This window comes from Staphylococcus sp. GDY8P47P, assembly GCF_016892225.1.
Lineage (GTDB): Bacteria > Bacillota > Bacilli > Staphylococcales > Staphylococcaceae > Staphylococcus > Staphylococcus borealis.
In genome coordinates, this window is record NZ_JAFENV010000005.1 from 48225 (window position 1) to 66269 (window position 18045).

The 18045-nt window shown below is 34.1% G+C and carries 14 protein-coding genes; all 14 read right to left on the minus strand.

The window, feature by feature from the left end; genetic code table 11:
- Positions 1 to 428: 428 nt before the first annotated feature.
- Complete coding sequence (infB, locus tag JVV30_RS00285; protein WP_070855538.1) at positions 429 to 2582, minus strand: translation initiation factor IF-2; 2154 nt, start codon at positions 2580 to 2582, stop codon at positions 429 to 431.
- A 4-nt stretch (positions 2583 to 2586) separates the two neighbouring features.
- A complete protein-coding gene (locus JVV30_RS00290; protein WP_053029325.1) occupies positions 2587 to 2904 on the minus strand; it encodes a YlxQ family RNA-binding protein in 318 nt (105 codons plus the stop codon).
- Positions 2901 to 3185, minus strand: a complete 285-nt coding sequence (gene rnpM / locus JVV30_RS00295) for an RNase P modulator RnpM (RefSeq protein WP_011275933.1) — start codon at positions 3183 to 3185, stop codon at positions 2901 to 2903. Before rnpM ends, JVV30_RS00290 begins: the two co-directional genes overlap by 4 nt.
- 25 nt (positions 3186 to 3210) lie before the next feature.
- Complete coding sequence (nusA, locus tag JVV30_RS00300) at positions 3211 to 4443, minus strand: transcription termination factor NusA (RefSeq protein WP_053029313.1); 1233 nt, start codon at positions 4441 to 4443, stop codon at positions 3211 to 3213.
- Between the two features lie 20 nt (positions 4444 to 4463).
- A complete protein-coding gene (gene rimP, locus JVV30_RS00305) occupies positions 4464 to 4931 on the minus strand; it encodes a ribosome maturation factor RimP (RefSeq protein ID WP_070855537.1) in 468 nt (155 codons plus the stop codon).
- 175 nt (positions 4932 to 5106) lie between these two features.
- Positions 5107 to 9423 carry a PolC-type DNA polymerase III gene (locus tag JVV30_RS00310; RefSeq protein WP_204192906.1) on the minus strand — a complete coding sequence of 1439 codons (4317 nt, stop codon included), beginning with the start codon at positions 9421 to 9423 and terminating at the stop codon, positions 5107 to 5109.
- A 257-nt stretch (positions 9424 to 9680) separates the two neighbouring features.
- Positions 9681 to 11381: a proline--tRNA ligase gene (locus tag JVV30_RS00315; protein WP_070855534.1), complete on the minus strand. Its 1701-nt coding sequence runs from the start codon at positions 11379 to 11381 to the stop codon at positions 9681 to 9683.
- 18 nt (positions 11382 to 11399) lie between these two features.
- Positions 11400 to 12686, minus strand: a complete 1287-nt coding sequence (gene rseP / locus JVV30_RS00320) for an RIP metalloprotease RseP (protein ID WP_070855531.1) — start codon at positions 12684 to 12686, stop codon at positions 11400 to 11402.
- Positions 12687 to 12896: 210 nt separating this feature from the next.
- A complete protein-coding gene (locus tag JVV30_RS00325; protein WP_053029303.1) occupies positions 12897 to 13679 on the minus strand; it encodes a phosphatidate cytidylyltransferase in 783 nt (260 codons plus the stop codon).
- 3 nt (positions 13680 to 13682) lie between these two features.
- Positions 13683 to 14453 (minus strand): isoprenyl transferase, encoded by a 771-nt coding sequence (locus JVV30_RS00330; RefSeq protein ID WP_070855529.1) that lies wholly within the window; start codon positions 14451 to 14453, stop codon positions 13683 to 13685.
- A 225-nt stretch (positions 14454 to 14678) separates the two neighbouring features.
- On the minus strand, positions 14679 to 15233 hold the full coding sequence (gene frr, locus JVV30_RS00335; protein WP_070855527.1) for a ribosome recycling factor: 555 nt from the start codon (positions 15231 to 15233) through the stop codon (positions 14679 to 14681).
- 17 nt (positions 15234 to 15250) lie between these two features.
- On the minus strand, positions 15251 to 15973 hold the full coding sequence (gene pyrH, locus JVV30_RS00340; protein WP_053029298.1) for a UMP kinase: 723 nt from the start codon (positions 15971 to 15973) through the stop codon (positions 15251 to 15253).
- 136 nt (positions 15974 to 16109) lie between these two features.
- Positions 16110 to 16988 carry a translation elongation factor Ts gene (gene tsf / locus JVV30_RS00345; protein ID WP_204192908.1) on the minus strand — a complete coding sequence of 293 codons (879 nt, stop codon included), beginning with the start codon at positions 16986 to 16988 and terminating at the stop codon, positions 16110 to 16112.
- 164 nt (positions 16989 to 17152) lie between these two features.
- Positions 17153 to 17941, minus strand: coding sequence for a 30S ribosomal protein S2 (gene rpsB, locus JVV30_RS00350; RefSeq protein ID WP_070855525.1), 789 nt, complete (start codon positions 17939 to 17941; stop codon positions 17153 to 17155).
- Positions 17942 to 18045: the final 104 nt, after the last annotated feature.

The window sequence follows — 18045 nt, forward strand, 5'->3', positions numbered from 1 at the left end:
ATATCAAATTTTTCATTTTTATTACTATATAACTTTTTCTTATTTATTTACTTTTTTATCTTAAAATATAAATAGATAAGAAAGTTTTAAAGTGATTTTCTATTTTGGGATTTGAGAACTTAGATTTTGTCTATGCATAAAGAAGCATTTTGTCGAGACTGTTTTTTAGAAGCATTAATTTCATGAAAATAAACACACTAGTACTTAAGTAAGTAAATCTAAAAGGATAATGAAATGTAGTTGAACGCGAGCTCCAATATAAAAAATCTTGAAAAGAGATTTCACAAACTAAGCAAGTTGGGCAAGCGCGCCTATCATACGAGGTATTGTAAAATGAAAAAGCCAGTAAATGAATTTATAAAAACTCATTTACTGGCTATATTGATGAAATTATGTCCCAGACTCAGTCCACTTCATAACTCATCGTTTTATCTTTCGATTTCAACCATCTCGAATGCTTCGATAATGTCGCCTTCTTTAATATCATTGAATTTTTCAATTGTGATACCACATTCATAACCTTGGGCTACTTCTTTAGCATCATCTTTGAAACGTTTCAATGTGTCTAATTCACCTTCGAATAACACAATTCCGTCTCTAATAATACGTACACCTGCGTTACGAGTAATCTTACCTTCTGTAACATAACTGCCTGCAATTGTACCAACTTTAGACACTTTAAATGTTTGACGTACTTCAGCTTGTCCGATAACTTGTTCTTCAAATTCAGGATCAAGTAAACCTTTCATAGCTGATTCAATTTCTTCAATAACGTTATAAATAACACGATGAAGTCTCATATCAACATTTTCTGCTTCTGCAGCACGTTTAGCACCAGCGTCAGGACGCACATTGAAACCAATGATAATACCATTTGACGCATTAGCTAATGTAACGTCTGATTCATTAATTGCACCAACTGCCGTATGAATAATACGCACGTTAACGCCTTCAACATCAATCTTCATAAGAGAAGCGGCAAGTGCTTCAACTGAACCTTGAACGTCACCCTTGATAATAACATTAAGGTCTTTCATTTCACCTTGTTTCATTTGTTCGAACAAATTATCTAATGATACATTTTTGCTTTCTTGACGTTGTTGAATAACGCTAGCTTCATGGCGCGCTTCACCAATACGACGCGCTTGTTTCTCATCTTTGAAGACAACGAAGCGGTCCCCAGCTAATGGTACATCATTAATTCCTGTAATTTCAACAGGCGTAGAAGGACCAGCTGATTTAATTCTTTGGCCCAAATCGTTAACCATTGCACGAATTCGTCCAAATGTATTACCTACTACGATAGAATCTCCGACGTTTAAAGTACCATTTTGAACTAATAATGAAGCGGCAGGACCACGAGATTTATCTAATTCTGCTTCAATTACTGTACCAATCGCTTGTTTATTAGGATTCGCTTTTAATTCTTGCACTTCAGCAACTAAACCAATCATTTCTAATAAATCATCAATACCGTCACCACTTAATGCTGAAAGTGGAACAAAGATTGTTTCACCGCCCCAATCTTCAGGAATTAAACCATATTCTGTTAATTCTTGCATTACACGATCAGGGTTTGCAGTTGGTTTATCAATTTTATTCACTGCTACAATTGTAGGAACATTAGCTTCTTTAGCATGGTTAATTGCCTCAATTGTTTGTGGCATTACACCATCATCGGCTGCAACAACTAAAATTGTAATATCTGTTACTTGCGCACCACGCGCACGCATTGTAGTAAATGCTGCGTGTCCTGGCGTATCAAGGAATGTGATTTTTTTGCCTGCATTTTCAATTTGATAAGCACCGATATGTTGTGTGATTCCACCCGCTTCTCCTGCTGTTACTTTAGTGTGGCGAATTGAATCAAGTAATGTTGTTTTACCATGGTCAACGTGTCCCATAATAGTAACTACCGCTGGACGTTCAATTGCATCAGAATCATCTTCTTCTTCATCAAAATAAATTGATAAATCTTCTTCGTTCACTACGACTTCTTTCTCTAGTTCAACACCATAATCGTCGGCAATTAATTCTAATGTTTCTTCATCTAACGCTTGGTTAATATTGGCAACAATACCTAATAAGAATAACTTTTTAATAATTCCTGCTGATTCAATATTAAGTTTATCAGCTAATTCGCCAACTGTGATACCTTCTTCATATGTGATTTTAGAAGGCATTTCTTTTGGTTCTGCTGCCGGCTTATTGTTTTTGTTACCTTTATTATTTTTATTGTTTTTGTTATTCTTGTTGTTTTTATTATTTTTGTTATTGCCTTTGTTATTGTTATTTTTGTTGTTATGATTGCCTTTTTGATTCACGTTACCTTTGTTATTTTGTTTATTATTTTTATTATTGTTATTGTTTTGTTGTTTTTGGTGATTATTTTGAGTGTTTTGTTTCGTATCATTACCACTTTCTTGTGGTTTAAACTTTTTATCAAGCGATTTAATTTGATCGTCCTCTAACGCTTGCATATGGTTAGAAACTTCAACATTCATACTTTTTAACTCATCTATAATCTCTTTACTCTTTACATTTAATTCTTTCGCATATTCGTAAATTCTTTTTTTACTCATATAATCACTCCTTACAATATTCATCTATCATCGACGTAAGCTTAGACGCAAACCCAGAGTCTATAACTCCTATGTTTACACGTTCCGACTTACCTAAAGATTGTCCTAATTCTGCTCTTGTACTAAAAATCCTAAATGGGACATGATACGTTTCACATTTATTTTTTATATTTTTCAAAGTGTTTTCTGAGGCATCCGATGCCATGATAACAAGTTTAATATTATTTTTCTTAATCTCAGTAAGCAATACAGATTCGCCAGATTTCACTTTACGCGCTCTCATTGCTAAACCTAAAAAATTTAAAATTTGTTCTTTATTCATTTAGGAATCTCTTCTCTATAAATCAAACGTATAATTTCTTTATAAACAGGGTCTAGCTTTTCAGAATCTGCATTAAAATATCTTTCAAGTACGCCCTTTTCTTGAGCTGCTTCTACACTTTGTACATCTTTTGAAACATAAGCGCCTCTACCTTGTTGTTTGCCAGTACCATCAGCAAAAATGTCGCCTTCTTTGTTAATTACAACGCGAATCATATCTTTCTTGGGACGCATTTCATTTGTAATAATACATTTGCGCATTGGAATCTTTTTCTTCTTCACTTAATTACTCACCCCAATTATTTGCTTATACGTCTTTGTCTTCACTGTCTACTTCATCAGTATTTTCAGAAGGTTCATCGATTTCTGCTGCTAATTCTGCAGTAGTTAAATTCGATTCTTCTAAATCAACATCATCAATTTCAATATCTTCATCATTAGAATCAGATAAAACAATATCATCTGCTAATGCTTCTGATTCAATCACAGGGTAAATTCCCGCTTCGCGCGCATCAGTTTCAGATTTAATGTCAATTTTCCATCCAGTCAATTTCGCAGCTAATCGTGCATTTTGACCTCTTTTACCAATAGCTAATGATAATTGATAGTCAGGAACAACAACAACAGTAGATTGATTGTCTTCGTCAACGATAACTTCTAATACTTGTGAAGGACTTAAAGCATTACGTACAAATACTTTTGGATCTTCATTCCATTGAACAATATCAATTTTTTCTCCACCAAGTTCTTCAACTACAGCTTCAACACGCGCACCTTTAGCACCTACACATGCGCCTACTGCATCAATGTCTGGATTATCAGAATAAACACTAATCTTAGAACGATCACCGGCTTCACGAGCTACTGATTTTACAATCACTGTACCATCATAAATTTCAGGTACTTCTTGTTCAAATAAACGTTTTAATAAGCCAGGATGACTTCTAGAAACATAAATTTGTGGTCCTTTAGTTGTTTGTTCTACTTTGTTAACATAAACTTTGATGCGTTCGTTAGGAATATATTTTTCATTTGGACTTCTTTCAGCTTCAGATAAAACCGCTTCAATTCTCCCTAAATTTACATATACATAACGATGATCAACTCGGTCGATAACACCTGTTAAAATATCGTCTTCTTTGTCAATAAATTCAGTGTATAAAATTTCTCTTTCCGCATCACGTAATCGTTGCATTACAGCTTGTTTAGCTGCTTGTGCACCAACACGGCCAAAATCTTTTGGTGTAACATCTTCTTCGTAAATATCGCCAACTTCATAAGCTGGATTTTTAACGAGTGCAGTACTTAAATCTACTTCATCTCTATCATCAAATACTTCTTCGACAACATCTTTACGTGCAATAACTTTGAATGTACCTTCATCCATATTTAACTCTACACGTACGTTTCTAGCACTATCATAGTTCTTTTTATATGCAGTAATTAAAGCTGCTTCAATCGCATCAATTAATACTTCTCTTGGAATTTTCTTTTCTTTTTCTAAATATTCAGTTGCTAATAAAAGTTCATTACTTGCCACAATTATTCCTCCTCATCACGTTAAATCATAACAGCGTGACGTGCTTTTGCAATTTTATTTCTTGGTATTTCAATTTGTTTTGTTTTAGCTTTCTCTTTAACTTCCATAGTAATTACATCATCATTAACAGCTTTTAAAATACCGAGCCATTCTTTACCGCCTTCAATTGGCGCATATAATGATACAAACACTGGTTTTTCAATTGCATTTTGATAATCTTTTTCTTTTTTTATTGGACGTTCTGCACCCGGTGATGCAACGTCTAAGTAGTACATTTCTGGAATTGGATCATTTTCATCCATTACTTCGCTGATTTTTTCAGAGGCAAGTGTGCAATCATTTAAATCGACACCGCCTTCTTTATCAATTGAGATTCTTAAGAAATGATCTTTCCCCTCTTTAGTGTATTCAACTTCTACTAATTCAAAATTCAATTCGTCTAAAACAGGAGTTATGATTGTTTCTACTTCCTCAGTGATTTTACTCATACAGGCCTCCTTTTTCGGCAAATAGAAAAGAGCGGGTATATGCCCACTCTTTCTGCCTGAGTCTAATTTTTTACGCACAATAAGTATATCACACTTTAATTCCTTAAACAAATGTATACTAACTGTGTCAATAGGATTGACGAAATGAAATCAAATGTTCACAACATAAGTTCGTTTACATATCAAAGATAGATAACTGTGCTTTGTCTGGTAGGTCAGGTAACGAACCTAAATCATCAAGGTACTCGATGATTTTTTGAGATAATCCAGCTTTCTTATTTAAATCTTCTTTAGATAAGAAAGGACCATCTTCTCGTGCTTCTACAATACGTTTAGCAACATTCTCTCCAAGTCCAGGCACAGAAATAAATGGAGGGATTAACGTATCTCCTTCAATAATAAAGTCAAATGCCTGACTTTTCTCGAGACTAATCGGTTGCATACGGAAACCACGGTGCGCCATTTCATTCATGATTTCTAACACAGTAAGCACATCTTTCTCTTTTTTACCGAGGTCCATGTATCTAGAATACATATCTTTCACTGTATTCTTAATACTTTCTTTATCTTTAATCATTGTAATCAAATCAAAGTCTGAAGCACGAATTGTAAAGTATGCTGCGTAATAATAAAGTGGATGATGCACTTTAAAGTATGCAATTCTCACTGCCATTAATACATATGCAGCCGCATGGGCTTTAGGGAACATGTATTTAATTTTCAAGCAAGAATCTAAATACCAGTCTGGTACATCATTCTCTTTCATAGCGTCTATCATTTCATCAGTTAACCCTTTACCTTTTCGCACTGACTCCATCGTTTTGAAGGCCATAGAAGGTTCTAATCCTGCATACATTAAATAAACCATTATATCGTCACGACAGCCTATAACGCTTGATAAATCACAAATACCTGTTCGGATTAATTCTTGTGCATTACCTAACCATACATCGGTACCATGAGATAATCCTGAGATTTGAACTAATTCTGAAAACGTCGTTGGCTTAGTATCTTCCAGCATTTGTCGAACAAACCCTGTTCCAAATTCAGGCACACCAAATGTCCCTGTCTTACAAAGAATATCTTCTTCAGTTACACCCAATGATTCCGGACTACTAAAGATTTGCATCGTTTCTTTATCATCGACCGGAATGGTCTTTGGATCTATACCAGATAAATCTTGTAGCATACGAATCATTGTAGGATCATCGTGTCCAAGTATATCTAGTTTCAACACATTATCGTGGATAGAATGGAAGTCAAAATGTGTCGTCATCCAAGAAGCACTTTGATCATCTGCTGGAAATTGGATTGGCGTGAAATCATAAATGTCCATATAATCCGGAACAACAATAATACCACCAGGGTGTTGACCGGTTGTACGTTTGACACCTGTACATCCTTTAACAAGGCGATCGATTTCAGCACCACGTTTGTGGATACCTTGATCATTTAAATAACCTTTAACATAACCAAACGCTGTTTTTTCAGCAACAGTACCTATTGTTCCAGCACGGAATACCTTGTCTTCTCCGAACAGCACTTTAGTGTAGTTATGTGCGTTAGGTTGATATTCACCACTAAAGTTCAAGTCAATATCAGGTACTTTATCCCCTTTAAATCCTAAGAACGTTTCGAACGGAATATCTTGCCCTTCTTTGATAAGATCGGCACCACAAGTACTACATTTTTTATCAGGTAAATCAAATCCTGAACCTACAGAACCATCATCAAAGAACTCACTTGTTTTACAATTAGGGCAAATGTAGTGAGGTGGGAGCGGATTAACTTCAGTAATTTCTGTCATCGTCGCCACAAAACTTGAGCCTACCGAACCACGTGAACCTACTAAATAACCATCATCCAATGATTTTTTCACAAGACGTTGAGAGATCAAATAAATAACTGAGAATCCATTCCCGATAATACTTGCAAGTTCTTTTTCAAGTCGATCAATTACAATTTGTGGTAAATCCTCACCATATAATTTTTTAGCATTTGTATAGCTTAATTCACGTATTTCTTCATTCGCACCATCCATGCGTGGTGTGAATAGCTGATCTTTAATCGGAATAACTTTATCTATTCGGTCTGCTAAGTCATTGGTGTTTTTAACTACAATTTCGTGTGCTTTTTCTTCACCTAAGAAGTGGAACTCATCTAGCATCTCATCTGTTGTTCTAAAATGTGCTTCAGGTAATGTTGAGCGATTTAAAGGATTACCGGGTTGTGAGGCAATCAATATTTTACGTGCAATGGCATCATGCTCATATAAATAATGTGCGTTACCTGTTGCTAAAACAGGAATACCAGTACTTTCTCCAGCTTTCAAGATACGGTCATAGATTTCGTATAGTGTTTCTGTATCTCTAATCAGCTCTCTATCAATCAAATCTTGATAAAGTTTTGGTGGTTGGACTTCAATAAAGTCATAATACTTAGCAATTTTTTCAACTTCTGACTGATCTCTTTGCATAACAGCCGTGAATAATTCACCTTCATCACATGCAGTTCCTACCAAGATACCTTCACGATATTCATTTAATAATGATCGTGGAATTCTTGGTGTACGATAGTAATATTTAACTAAAGAAGCACTTACAATCTTAAATAAGTTTTTTAGACCTTCTTGTGTTTGAACAATTAATGTTACATGTGTTGGTCGTGCACGTTTATATGCATCCTCATTCGATAGTTTTTGGTTGATGTCTTTGTGGTTTGTTACGCCTAATTCTTTCATTTGTTGGACCATTTTAATGAAAATATATGCCGTAGCTTCAGTATCATAAATGGCTCTATGGTGCTGTGTTAGTTCTACACCATATTTTTTAGCTAAAAAGTTTAAACCGTGTTTACCATATTCAGTATTAATCGTACGTGATAATTCTAATGTATCAATGACACCATTCGTTGATGGGCCAAACCCAAGTCTTTCATATCCTGTGTCGATGAAGCCCATATCGAATGATGCATTATGCGCTACAAATATAGCGTCGCCAACCCACGTTTTAAATTCTGTTAGTACTTCATCAATTTCAGGCGCATCTGTTAACATATCATCAGTAATATGCGTTAAATTTATAATCGTTTCTGATAATTTCTCATGTGGATTACTGAAACGTTCAAATTTATCAATAATTTCTCCATCTTTTACTTTAACAGCAGCCAATTCTATAATTTGGTCATATTGGTTTGACAGTCCTGTCGTTTCAACATCAAACACGACATATGTAGCTTCTTTAAGATCTCGGTCTGTAGGTTTATAAGCAATAGGTACTCCATCGTCTACAAGCATACCTTCCATACCATAAATCATTTTGATGCCGTTTTTTTCAGCTGCGCCATGCGCATCGGGAAATGCTTGCACGACATTATGGTCAGTAACTGCTATCGCTTTATGTCCCCATTTAGCAGCTTGATCAACATACGCACTTATGTTAGGAATGCCATCCATTTGGCTCATTGATGTATGCAAATGGAATTCTACTCGTTTTTCTTCTGCTTTATCTTGCTTTGGCGCCTTTTTGATTTCTTCAATATCAGACATCATCATAACCAAATCTCTGACAAATGTGTCTTCTTCAATACGTCCTTGAGCACGAACCCATTTACCAACACTAAGTGCCTTAAAGTGATCTAAATCGTCTTTATTTTTTCGTGTAAACATTTTAAGCACTAAAGAGTCCGTATAGTCTGTCACTTTTAATTCAACAATGTGACGGCCACTCTTCAATTCTTTAAGGTTAATATCAAATATAACACCCTCAATTGCAACTTTGAATTCTTCTTCAATAATTGACTCAATAGGTTTAATATTTTCAACTTGTATTGGTTTACCAATTTGGCATTTTTCAACATTGCTTTCGTTATTATCTTGTTGTTTCGCTTTCTCAGCTTTCATTTTTTCGATTTTTTCGGTAGCTTCACGCGCACTCTTCTCATCCTCCTCTTGAATATGCGCTTCAAGTGAGGCTAAATCATCATAAGAACTTGAGTCATCTGTTTCAAATACGACTTTATCTATATCAAAACCACATTTACGAAATGCTTTTACTAAGCTACCATTACATACTTTATCAAAGTGATTTCTTTCGATGTCATTTGAGGTCATTACTTTGAGCACATTGCCTGACATAATTAAACGTTTCTGTTTAAGCTGACCTTTCACTTTAGGCGATAGTGCAGTGTGTTCAATACAATGACCAAAATATTTAATGGCATGTTCATCTTGGTTACTTGTATCTTGAATTGTAAAATGCCAATCAACTTTGGCAATGTCTTTAAATTCTTCAGTAATTGCATTTGTAAAAATTAAATAATCTTCGTGTGATAGAAAATATGGCAATGTAATTTGAAATTCCCACGTTCTATTTTTATTTGACACATCTACTCGCGTTAATTCACCTTGTTCAATAATTGTTTGATCAAGTTGATTGGAAACTTTAATTTGGTCCGCAAGTACTTTAAATTTTTCTTGATTCGTCATTGCCATGACAGATAACCACCCTTATATTTAACTCTTTTCTCAATTTTGTTTTAACGTAAAGTGTTATGTTCTAACTACAAACTTGATATCTATTATACTACTTTGAGTGATGCATTTCATTTGCTGCGTTTAATTCTTTTAATAAAAAAGAGGCTTAGACAACTATGAAATTGTCTTAACCTCATTTCGATTAGTGCATTGATTGCTATATTAACTCAGTAATGACTTAGACGCTTAAATCATACGTCTAAGCGTTCACCATATTATAATTGACTGTATAATGTAGCGATATAGTCAATTAAATCATTTATATGAACATCTTCACTCTCACCAGTTTGACGCACTTTGACTTCGACGATACCATCACTCGCATTTTTACCTACGACAATTCGTATAGGTAAACCAATTAAATCTGCATCGTTGAATTTAACGCCTGCACGATCTTTACGGTCATCATAAAGTACATCATATTGTTGTTGCAATGTTTCATACAATTGATTACCTAATTCAAGTTGTTCATCTTTTTTAGGATTTATTGTTATTAAGTGTAAATCAAACGGTGTTACTGATTTTGGCCAAATAATACCATTTTCGTCATTATTTTGTTCGACAATAGCACTTAATGTTCTTGATACACCAATACCGTAACATCCCATGATTAATGGTTTAGCTTTACCTTGATTATCTAAGAATGTTGCGTTCATTGCTTCTGAGTATTTTGTTCCCAATTTGAATACTTGACCAACTTCAATACCTTCAGCAAATTTCGCGTCACCAGAGCCATCACTTAATGGTTCACCTTCTAAGATAAAGCGGAAATCACCATATTCATCAACATTAAAGTCGCGTCCATTATTGGCATTTACATAATGGTAGCCATTTTCATTTGCACCTACAACTAAATTATTTAAATCTTTAACAAAATTATCAGCGTAAATTTTAATTTCTTTATCATGAATTGGTCCTAATGATCCTGGACTTGCACTTAATAAATTAATAATTTCATCTTCAGTTGCCATCTCAACATGATCTGTTCCGAAGTACGCTTTAACTTTGACATCATTTAACTCATGGTGACCTCTGATTAAGAACATGATAAATTCACCATCAATTTTGAATATCATCGTTTTCACAATTTCATCCAATGGACGATTTAAAAAGTCTGCTAATTCTTGAGCAGTTTTAACATTAGGTGTTTCAATCTTTTCAAGTGGTGCAACTTCAGTATGTTTTTCATTTGGATAATATGCAACTTCAGCTTTTTCAATGTTAGCTGCATAATCACTATGTTCACTATAAACAATCGTATCTTCACCAATTTCACTTAGCGCCATAAATTCATGTGTATGATTACCGCCAATCGCACCTGAATCTGCAACTACTGGACGCGCATTAATACCAACGCGTTTGAATATACGACCGTAAGCGTTGTACATATCTTGATACGTATCATCAAGTGATGCTTCATCAGCATGGAATGAATAAGCATCTTTCATAATAAACTCTCTACCACGTAATAACCCGAAACGTGGACGCTTTTCATCACGGTATTTAGACTGAATTTGGAATAAAGATAATGGTAATTGTTTATATGACTTAAGTTCATCTCTCACGATAGAAGTGACTACTTCCTCATGCGTTGGTCCTAGTGCAAATTCACGACCATTACGGTCTTTTAATCGCATAAGTTCTGGACCATAGGCACCCCAACGACCTGACTCTTCCCAAAGTTCTGCTTGTTGAAGCGCAGGCATTAAAATTTCAACAGCATCTATACGTTCCATTTCTTCACGAATAATTTTAGAAATATTATTTAAGACACGAGAAGCGAGTGGCAAATAGCTATAAATACCACTTGTGCTTTGTTTAATTAACCCTGCTTTTAATAATAATTGATGACTTAATGCTTCTGCTTCAGCAGGTACATCTCTCATTGTTGGAATGAAAACTTTCGATTGTTTCATCACTTACTCCTCCTTAATTTATAAGAAATAACGTTGTATGTCGTTCCAAGTTACTAGAACCATGATAATTAAGACAAATATAGCACCAGCTGCTATTATCATTGTTTCAGCTTTCTTATTCACTGGTCTTCTAAAGATGGCTTCATAAAGTACGAATAAGATTCGACCACCATCAAGTGCTGGGATTGGTAACAAGTTCATTATACCTAAGTTAACACTTAACAGTGCAGTGTAATACGTTAATGCAATAACACCCTGTTTCACAACAGAATCGACATTATGATAAATACCCACTGGACCATTTAACATGTCTAAAGAAAATTGACCAGTAAATATACTTGCAATCATTGTGCCTACTGCTTTAAATATTAACGTACTCGCACTTACAAACTGATCAAACCCTAAAGCTATTGGTTTAATTAATGTATGTTCTTTTTCCGGCTGGAAGCCTAAAATGTATGTCGTTTCAGAATTTAATTTTGTTTGTTTAATTACTTGTTTCTTAGGTGTTATATCAACTGACTTGATTTGATTATCTCTTTCAAATTTTATCGTTGTTTTGTTATCTTTAATTTTATTCGCAGCAGATTGTATATCGTCAAAATCCTTTGTTTTATATGGACCTACTTGAACAATTTTATCCCCAGCTTTTAATCCTGCTTGTTGTGCAGGGTAGTTATCAGCTAATTGCGCTACTGAAGTAGTAGGTGTACCTTGGAAATAAGCTAATGCAATAAATAAAACCAAAGCCAATATAAAGTTAAACAAAGGGCCTGCAAATAATGTTAAAAATTTTGGTAATGGTTTCTTGTGTGCAAATTGGCGATGGCGTGGTGCAATTTGGATTAAGCTTCCATTTTCAACGAAATAGGCCTTCTCAGCAATGTTAAAGTGATGGCGCTCATTGTCATATGATGTAATACCTTCTATATATAAATCTTCTTTAAAGTCACATTTTTTGACTTCGATTGCTTCTATTTTTTGAAATTTATGTTGATCATCTAAAATAATATGCGTAATTTCATCTTTATCATTAAGCTTAACTTTAACATTCATGCCTGGTTCAACTGGCGGTTCTTCTAAACCATCCCCAGCCATTCTTACATATCCACCGACTGGTAATAGACGGATTGTGTATAACGTTTCATTCTTTCGGAAACTAAAGATTTTGGGTCCCATACCTATCGCAAATTCAGGACACATTATTCCAGCACGCTTAGCAAAGAACATGTGACCATATTCATGTACTGTAACCAGTACACCAAACACGATTATAAATGAGACAATAGTGATTAAATAACTCACGTGTTACACCTCAATTAAATTAATTTTCTACTTTATTCATAAGAATGATGTAGATTATCTATGATTTAGTTAAATTATTCAAGAATTTTACTTTTAATAAAAGGAGTTAAGAATTACATCATCTACTATATCTAGTCAAATGTGCACTCAATAACTCCTCAATTATAGCACTATACATTTTTCATATATAAATAAAACATTAAAATCATACTACATTTGTATTAATAAAATGTTGAGTAATGGTAAAACAAACATAAAGCTATCAAAGCGGTCTAATATGCCGCCATGACCTGGTAAAATTCGTCCAGAATCTTTAACACCAAAATGACGTTTAAATCCTGATTCAACTAAATCACCTAGTTGACCAAAAATACTTAAGATGATTGTTACTAATAATAGTAACCAAATGTTTAAATTAAAATCAACAAACCATAACATAACAATTGGTACTATTAAACTACAAATTAAGCCACCAATAAAGCCTTCGATTGTTTTATTTGGACTGATCACTGGCCACAATTTATGTTTCCCCATCAAACGACCGAAAATATAAGCCCCTGTATCAGTTAACCATACCACTAAAAATGCATAAAGTATGTAATGTAAACCATCTGAACGTGTTGCATAGAAATACATAAATCCAATGCCTACGTATGCAACTGACATCAGACAAAATGCTGCGTCCATAAAACTAAATCTATTCTTAGACAATACAGTATAACTTAATAAAATAAAACTCATTGCGATTAAACTTTTTAACTGAATATCACTAACCCAGTCACCTGCTGATTGAGGCAACATAATAATGATTAATGCTAATGCACTAAAAATGCCAGGGACTGAAAGTAATTTAATCATATTCATATTTAAGAGTTCTTTTAAAGCAATTAAAGCGAGTAAGTACGCAAACAACATGAGTGTTGTTCCACCCATTAATAAAATTGGGAGAAATATTATCAAAGCAATAATTGCGGTTAAAGTTCTAACTTTCATACGCTACTCCTTACTTAACCCTCCAAAGCGTCTTTGGCGAGATTGATATATTTTTAAACAATTTTTAAATTCTTCACCGTCAAAGTCTGGCCATAATTTCTCATTGAATATAAATTCACTATAAGAAGACTGCCAAATAAGGAAATTACTAATACGTTGTTCGCCAGAAGTACGAATTAATAATTCAGGATCTGGGTATGAATGTGTCATTAAATGCTTGGTTATCATTGATTCGTCAATATCTTTACTGCCTTGACCGTTATGTTGAAGTTCATCATAAATTGATTTCATACTTTGTACAATTTCAGCACGTCCACCGTAATTAATAGCAAATATCAATTTTAATCCTGTATTATTTTTAGTTTTTTCTTTTGCGTGTTCAATCGCTTCTATCGTCGATTTAGGAACGGCTTCCAGAAATCCAATTGTTTCAATTTGAACATTTTTTTCAATGAGTTCTGGTAAGAATGTTTTCAAAAAATTTACAGGCAAATTCATGATATAATTCACTTCATTTTCAGGTCTAGACCAGTTTTCAGTTGAAAAAGCGTATAAGGTTAAGTATTTAATGCCCAAATCACTTGCTTCTCGCGTTACCGTTTTAATCGTTTGCATACCTTCATAGTGACCTTTTATTCTAGGCATTTTACGCTTTTTGGCCCAACGTCCATTGCCATCCATGATAATCGCTACATGTTCAGGTAAATTATGTAAATCTAAATCATCGTTCTGACTGATTTTAGTCTTATTTCTTTTTATTAGCTTTTTAAACATGGTCTTTCCTCCGAGCCTGATCATCTCTATTATATTATATTAGTTATTTAAGAAATCATCTATCATTTTATCATACTCGATAATGGCATTGAATAAGCAAATGAAAAAACTGTACCAAAGTCTGAATTGGCACAGTTTAGACTAAAATAATTTATAGTAATGTATAAAGTACGCTTTAAATACAACTTACACATTATTAAATGAATTAATTTATTGTCGAACTCATTAAACAGACATAATGTCTTTTTCTTTGTCTTCTACTAATTGATCAATTTCCTTAATAGAATTATCAGTTGCTTTTTGTACATCTTCTGTTTGACTTCTTAAGTCGTCTTCAGTAATGTCTCCATTTTTTTCATCTTTTTTCAATTGGTCGTTAATATCGCGACGAATGTTTCGAATTGAAACTTTCGCATCTTCACCAATTTTCTTAACATTTTTCACTAACTCTTTACGACGTTCTTCAGTTAAAGCAGGAATTGTGATACGAATAACTTCGCCATCACTTGTAGGATTTACACCTAAGTTCGCAGCGTTAATTGCTTTTTCGATATCAGCCACTGAAGTTTTATCATATGGAGAAATAACTAATAAACGTGCTTCTGGCACATTGATACTAGCTAATTGTTGAACTGGAGTTGGAGCTCCATAATAATCAACTGTTACGCCACTTAATAAATTTGAATTTGCTCTTCCAGCACTGATATTTGCTAATTCACGTGATAAATTATCGATAGATTTACTCATTCTAGCTTTAGTGTCTTGAATAATGTCACTCATACTAATTACACCTCTAATTATTTAGTTATTAATGTACCTATTTTCTCGCCCATAACTGCACGTTTAATATTTCCTTCTTCCATAATTGAGAATACATTTAATGGAATATTATTATCCATGCAGAATGATGAAGCTGTTGAATCCATCACTTGTAATCCTTCTTGTAACATTTGGATATGTGTTAAGTGATCATACTTAACCGCATTCTTATCTACTTTAGGGTCTGCTGAATATACACCATCAACATTATTTTTACCCATTAAAATAACATCGGCTTCGACTTCTGCTGCACGTAACGCTGCAGTTGTATCTGTAGAGAAGTAAGGATTGCCAATACCTGCTGCGAAAATTACAACACGTTTCTTCTCTAAATGTCTAATAGCTCGTCGACGAATATAAGGTTCAGCTACTTGTTTCATTTCAATAGAAGTTAACACGCGAGTGTCACATTCTAATTGTTCTAAACTGTCTTGAAGTGCAAGAGCGTTCATAACTGTAGCAAGCATACCCATGTAATCCGCTGTACCACGGTCCATACCTAAGTCACTACCAGTTTTCCCTCTCCAAATATTACCGCCACCAACGATAACTGCGATTTCACAATCCATCTTAGCAACTTCAGCTACTTGCTGTGCTACACTTTTAATAATGATTGGATTAATACCAAAACCTTTGTCTCCTGCGAGTGCCTCACCACTAAGTTTTAATACTACACGTTTATATTTAGAAGTTTGCGCCATTGTTTTTTCCTCTCTATTGTAAAAATATGTAATATATACAAGTAAAGAAGACACTGACGCGCCTTCTAACATAAAGTATGACTTTATAATAGAAAACCTCAAAGGTGTCTTCTTTCTTGTAAATCCTGTCGACAGATTATTTCATTTGACCTTTAACTTCATCTGCGAAGTTTTCTTCACGTTTTTCCATACCTTCGCCTACTTCATAGCGAACGAAGTCAACAAGTTTACCACCTTTAGATTTTAAGAAAGCTTCAACTGTTTGATCTGGATCTTTAACAAAGTTTTGATCAACTGCACAAATTTCTTGAAGATATTTACGTAAACGACCTTCAACCATTTTTTCAACGATTTTTTCTGGTTTACCTTCATTTAATGCTTGTTGTTTTAATACTTCTTTTTCGTGGTTGATTTCTTCTTCTTTAACTTGTTCAGAAGAAACATATTTTGGATTGATAGCTGCGATGTGCATTGCTACATCTTTAGCAGCTTCTTCATCAGTAGAACCTTCAACTACAGTTAACACACCAATGCGTCCACCCATGTGTAAGTATGCACCAAATGCATCGTTATCAGATTTAGTTCTGATTTCGAAACGACGGATGCTTAATTTTTCACCGATTGTTGAGATTGCTTCTTTCATTCTTTCATCAACTGTTTTACCACTTGATAATTTAGTTTCTAATAAAGCATCTACTGTTTCAGCTTTGCTATCAAGAATTTGATTAGCAATTTCTTTAACTAATTCTTGGAAGCCTTCATTACGAGCTACGAAGTCAGTTTCAGAGTTGATTTCAACGATAGCAGCTTCGTTTCCTTTAACTTCAACATGTACTAAACCTTCAGCTGCAATACGGTCTGTTTTTTTAGCTGCTTTAGCGATACCTTTTTCACGTAAGTAATCAATCGCTTTATCGATGTCACCATCAGTTTCTGTTAGCGCTTTTTTACAATCCATCATACCAGCGCCAGTTCTTTCACGTAATTCTTTAACAAGTTTTGCTGAAATTGCCATTAATTATTCCTCCAATATTTCTAATTGTAATAATAGATGATACCTAAATATTACCATTAAAGTCACTATAATTTCCAATACTCTAGTTAACTTTAATTATTATTTTTTATTATTTGAAAAAAGGGCGATAAGCATTACATCTTATCACCCATTTAAACTATATCTTAGTTTGATTCAACAGTAGTATTTTCTTCAGTTGATTCTGATTCTTGAGATTCTTCTTTTTCATCTAAATTGATGTTTTGCTCTGCAGCTACTTCATCGTTAGAAACACCTTGTTGACCTTCTAAGACAGCGTCAGCCATTTTACCAGTTAATAATTTAACGGCACGAATAGCGTCGTCGTTCGCTGGGATAACATAATCAATTTCATCTGGATCACAGTTAGTGTCAACAATACCAACGATTGGAATATTTAATTTACGTGCTTCAGCAATCGCGTTGCGCTCTTTACGAGGGTCAACGACGAATAATGCTTGAGGCATTGATTTCATATCACGAATACCGCCTAAGAATTTGATTAAACGGTCGTATTCTTTTTTAAGTTCAACAACTTCTTTTTTAGGTAAAACGTCGAATAAACCGTCTTCTTCCATTTTCTCGATTTCAGAAATACGTTTAATACGTTTAGAAATTGTTTTATAGTTAGTTAAAATTCCGCCTAACCATCTTTGGTTAACGTAGAATTGACCAGCACGTTCTGCTTCAGCTTTAACTGATTCTTGTGCTTGTTTTTTAGTACCAACGAATAAGACTCTACCGCCATCTTCTGATACTTGTTTGATGAAGTTATACGCTTCTTCAACTTTTTTCACTGTTTTTTGTAAGTCAATGATATAGATACCATTTCTTTCAGTGAAGATATATTTTTTCATTTTTGGGTTCCAACGGCGTGTTTGGTGACCGAAGTGAACACCGGCTTCTAGTAATTGTTTCATTGAAATTACTGCCATTTTAAATTCCTCCTAGTGGTTATTTACCTCCATAATAAACTCATATAAAGACAATGATTGAATTGCACCCTCTACATGTGCGTTTATTATGTGTGTATTGGCTT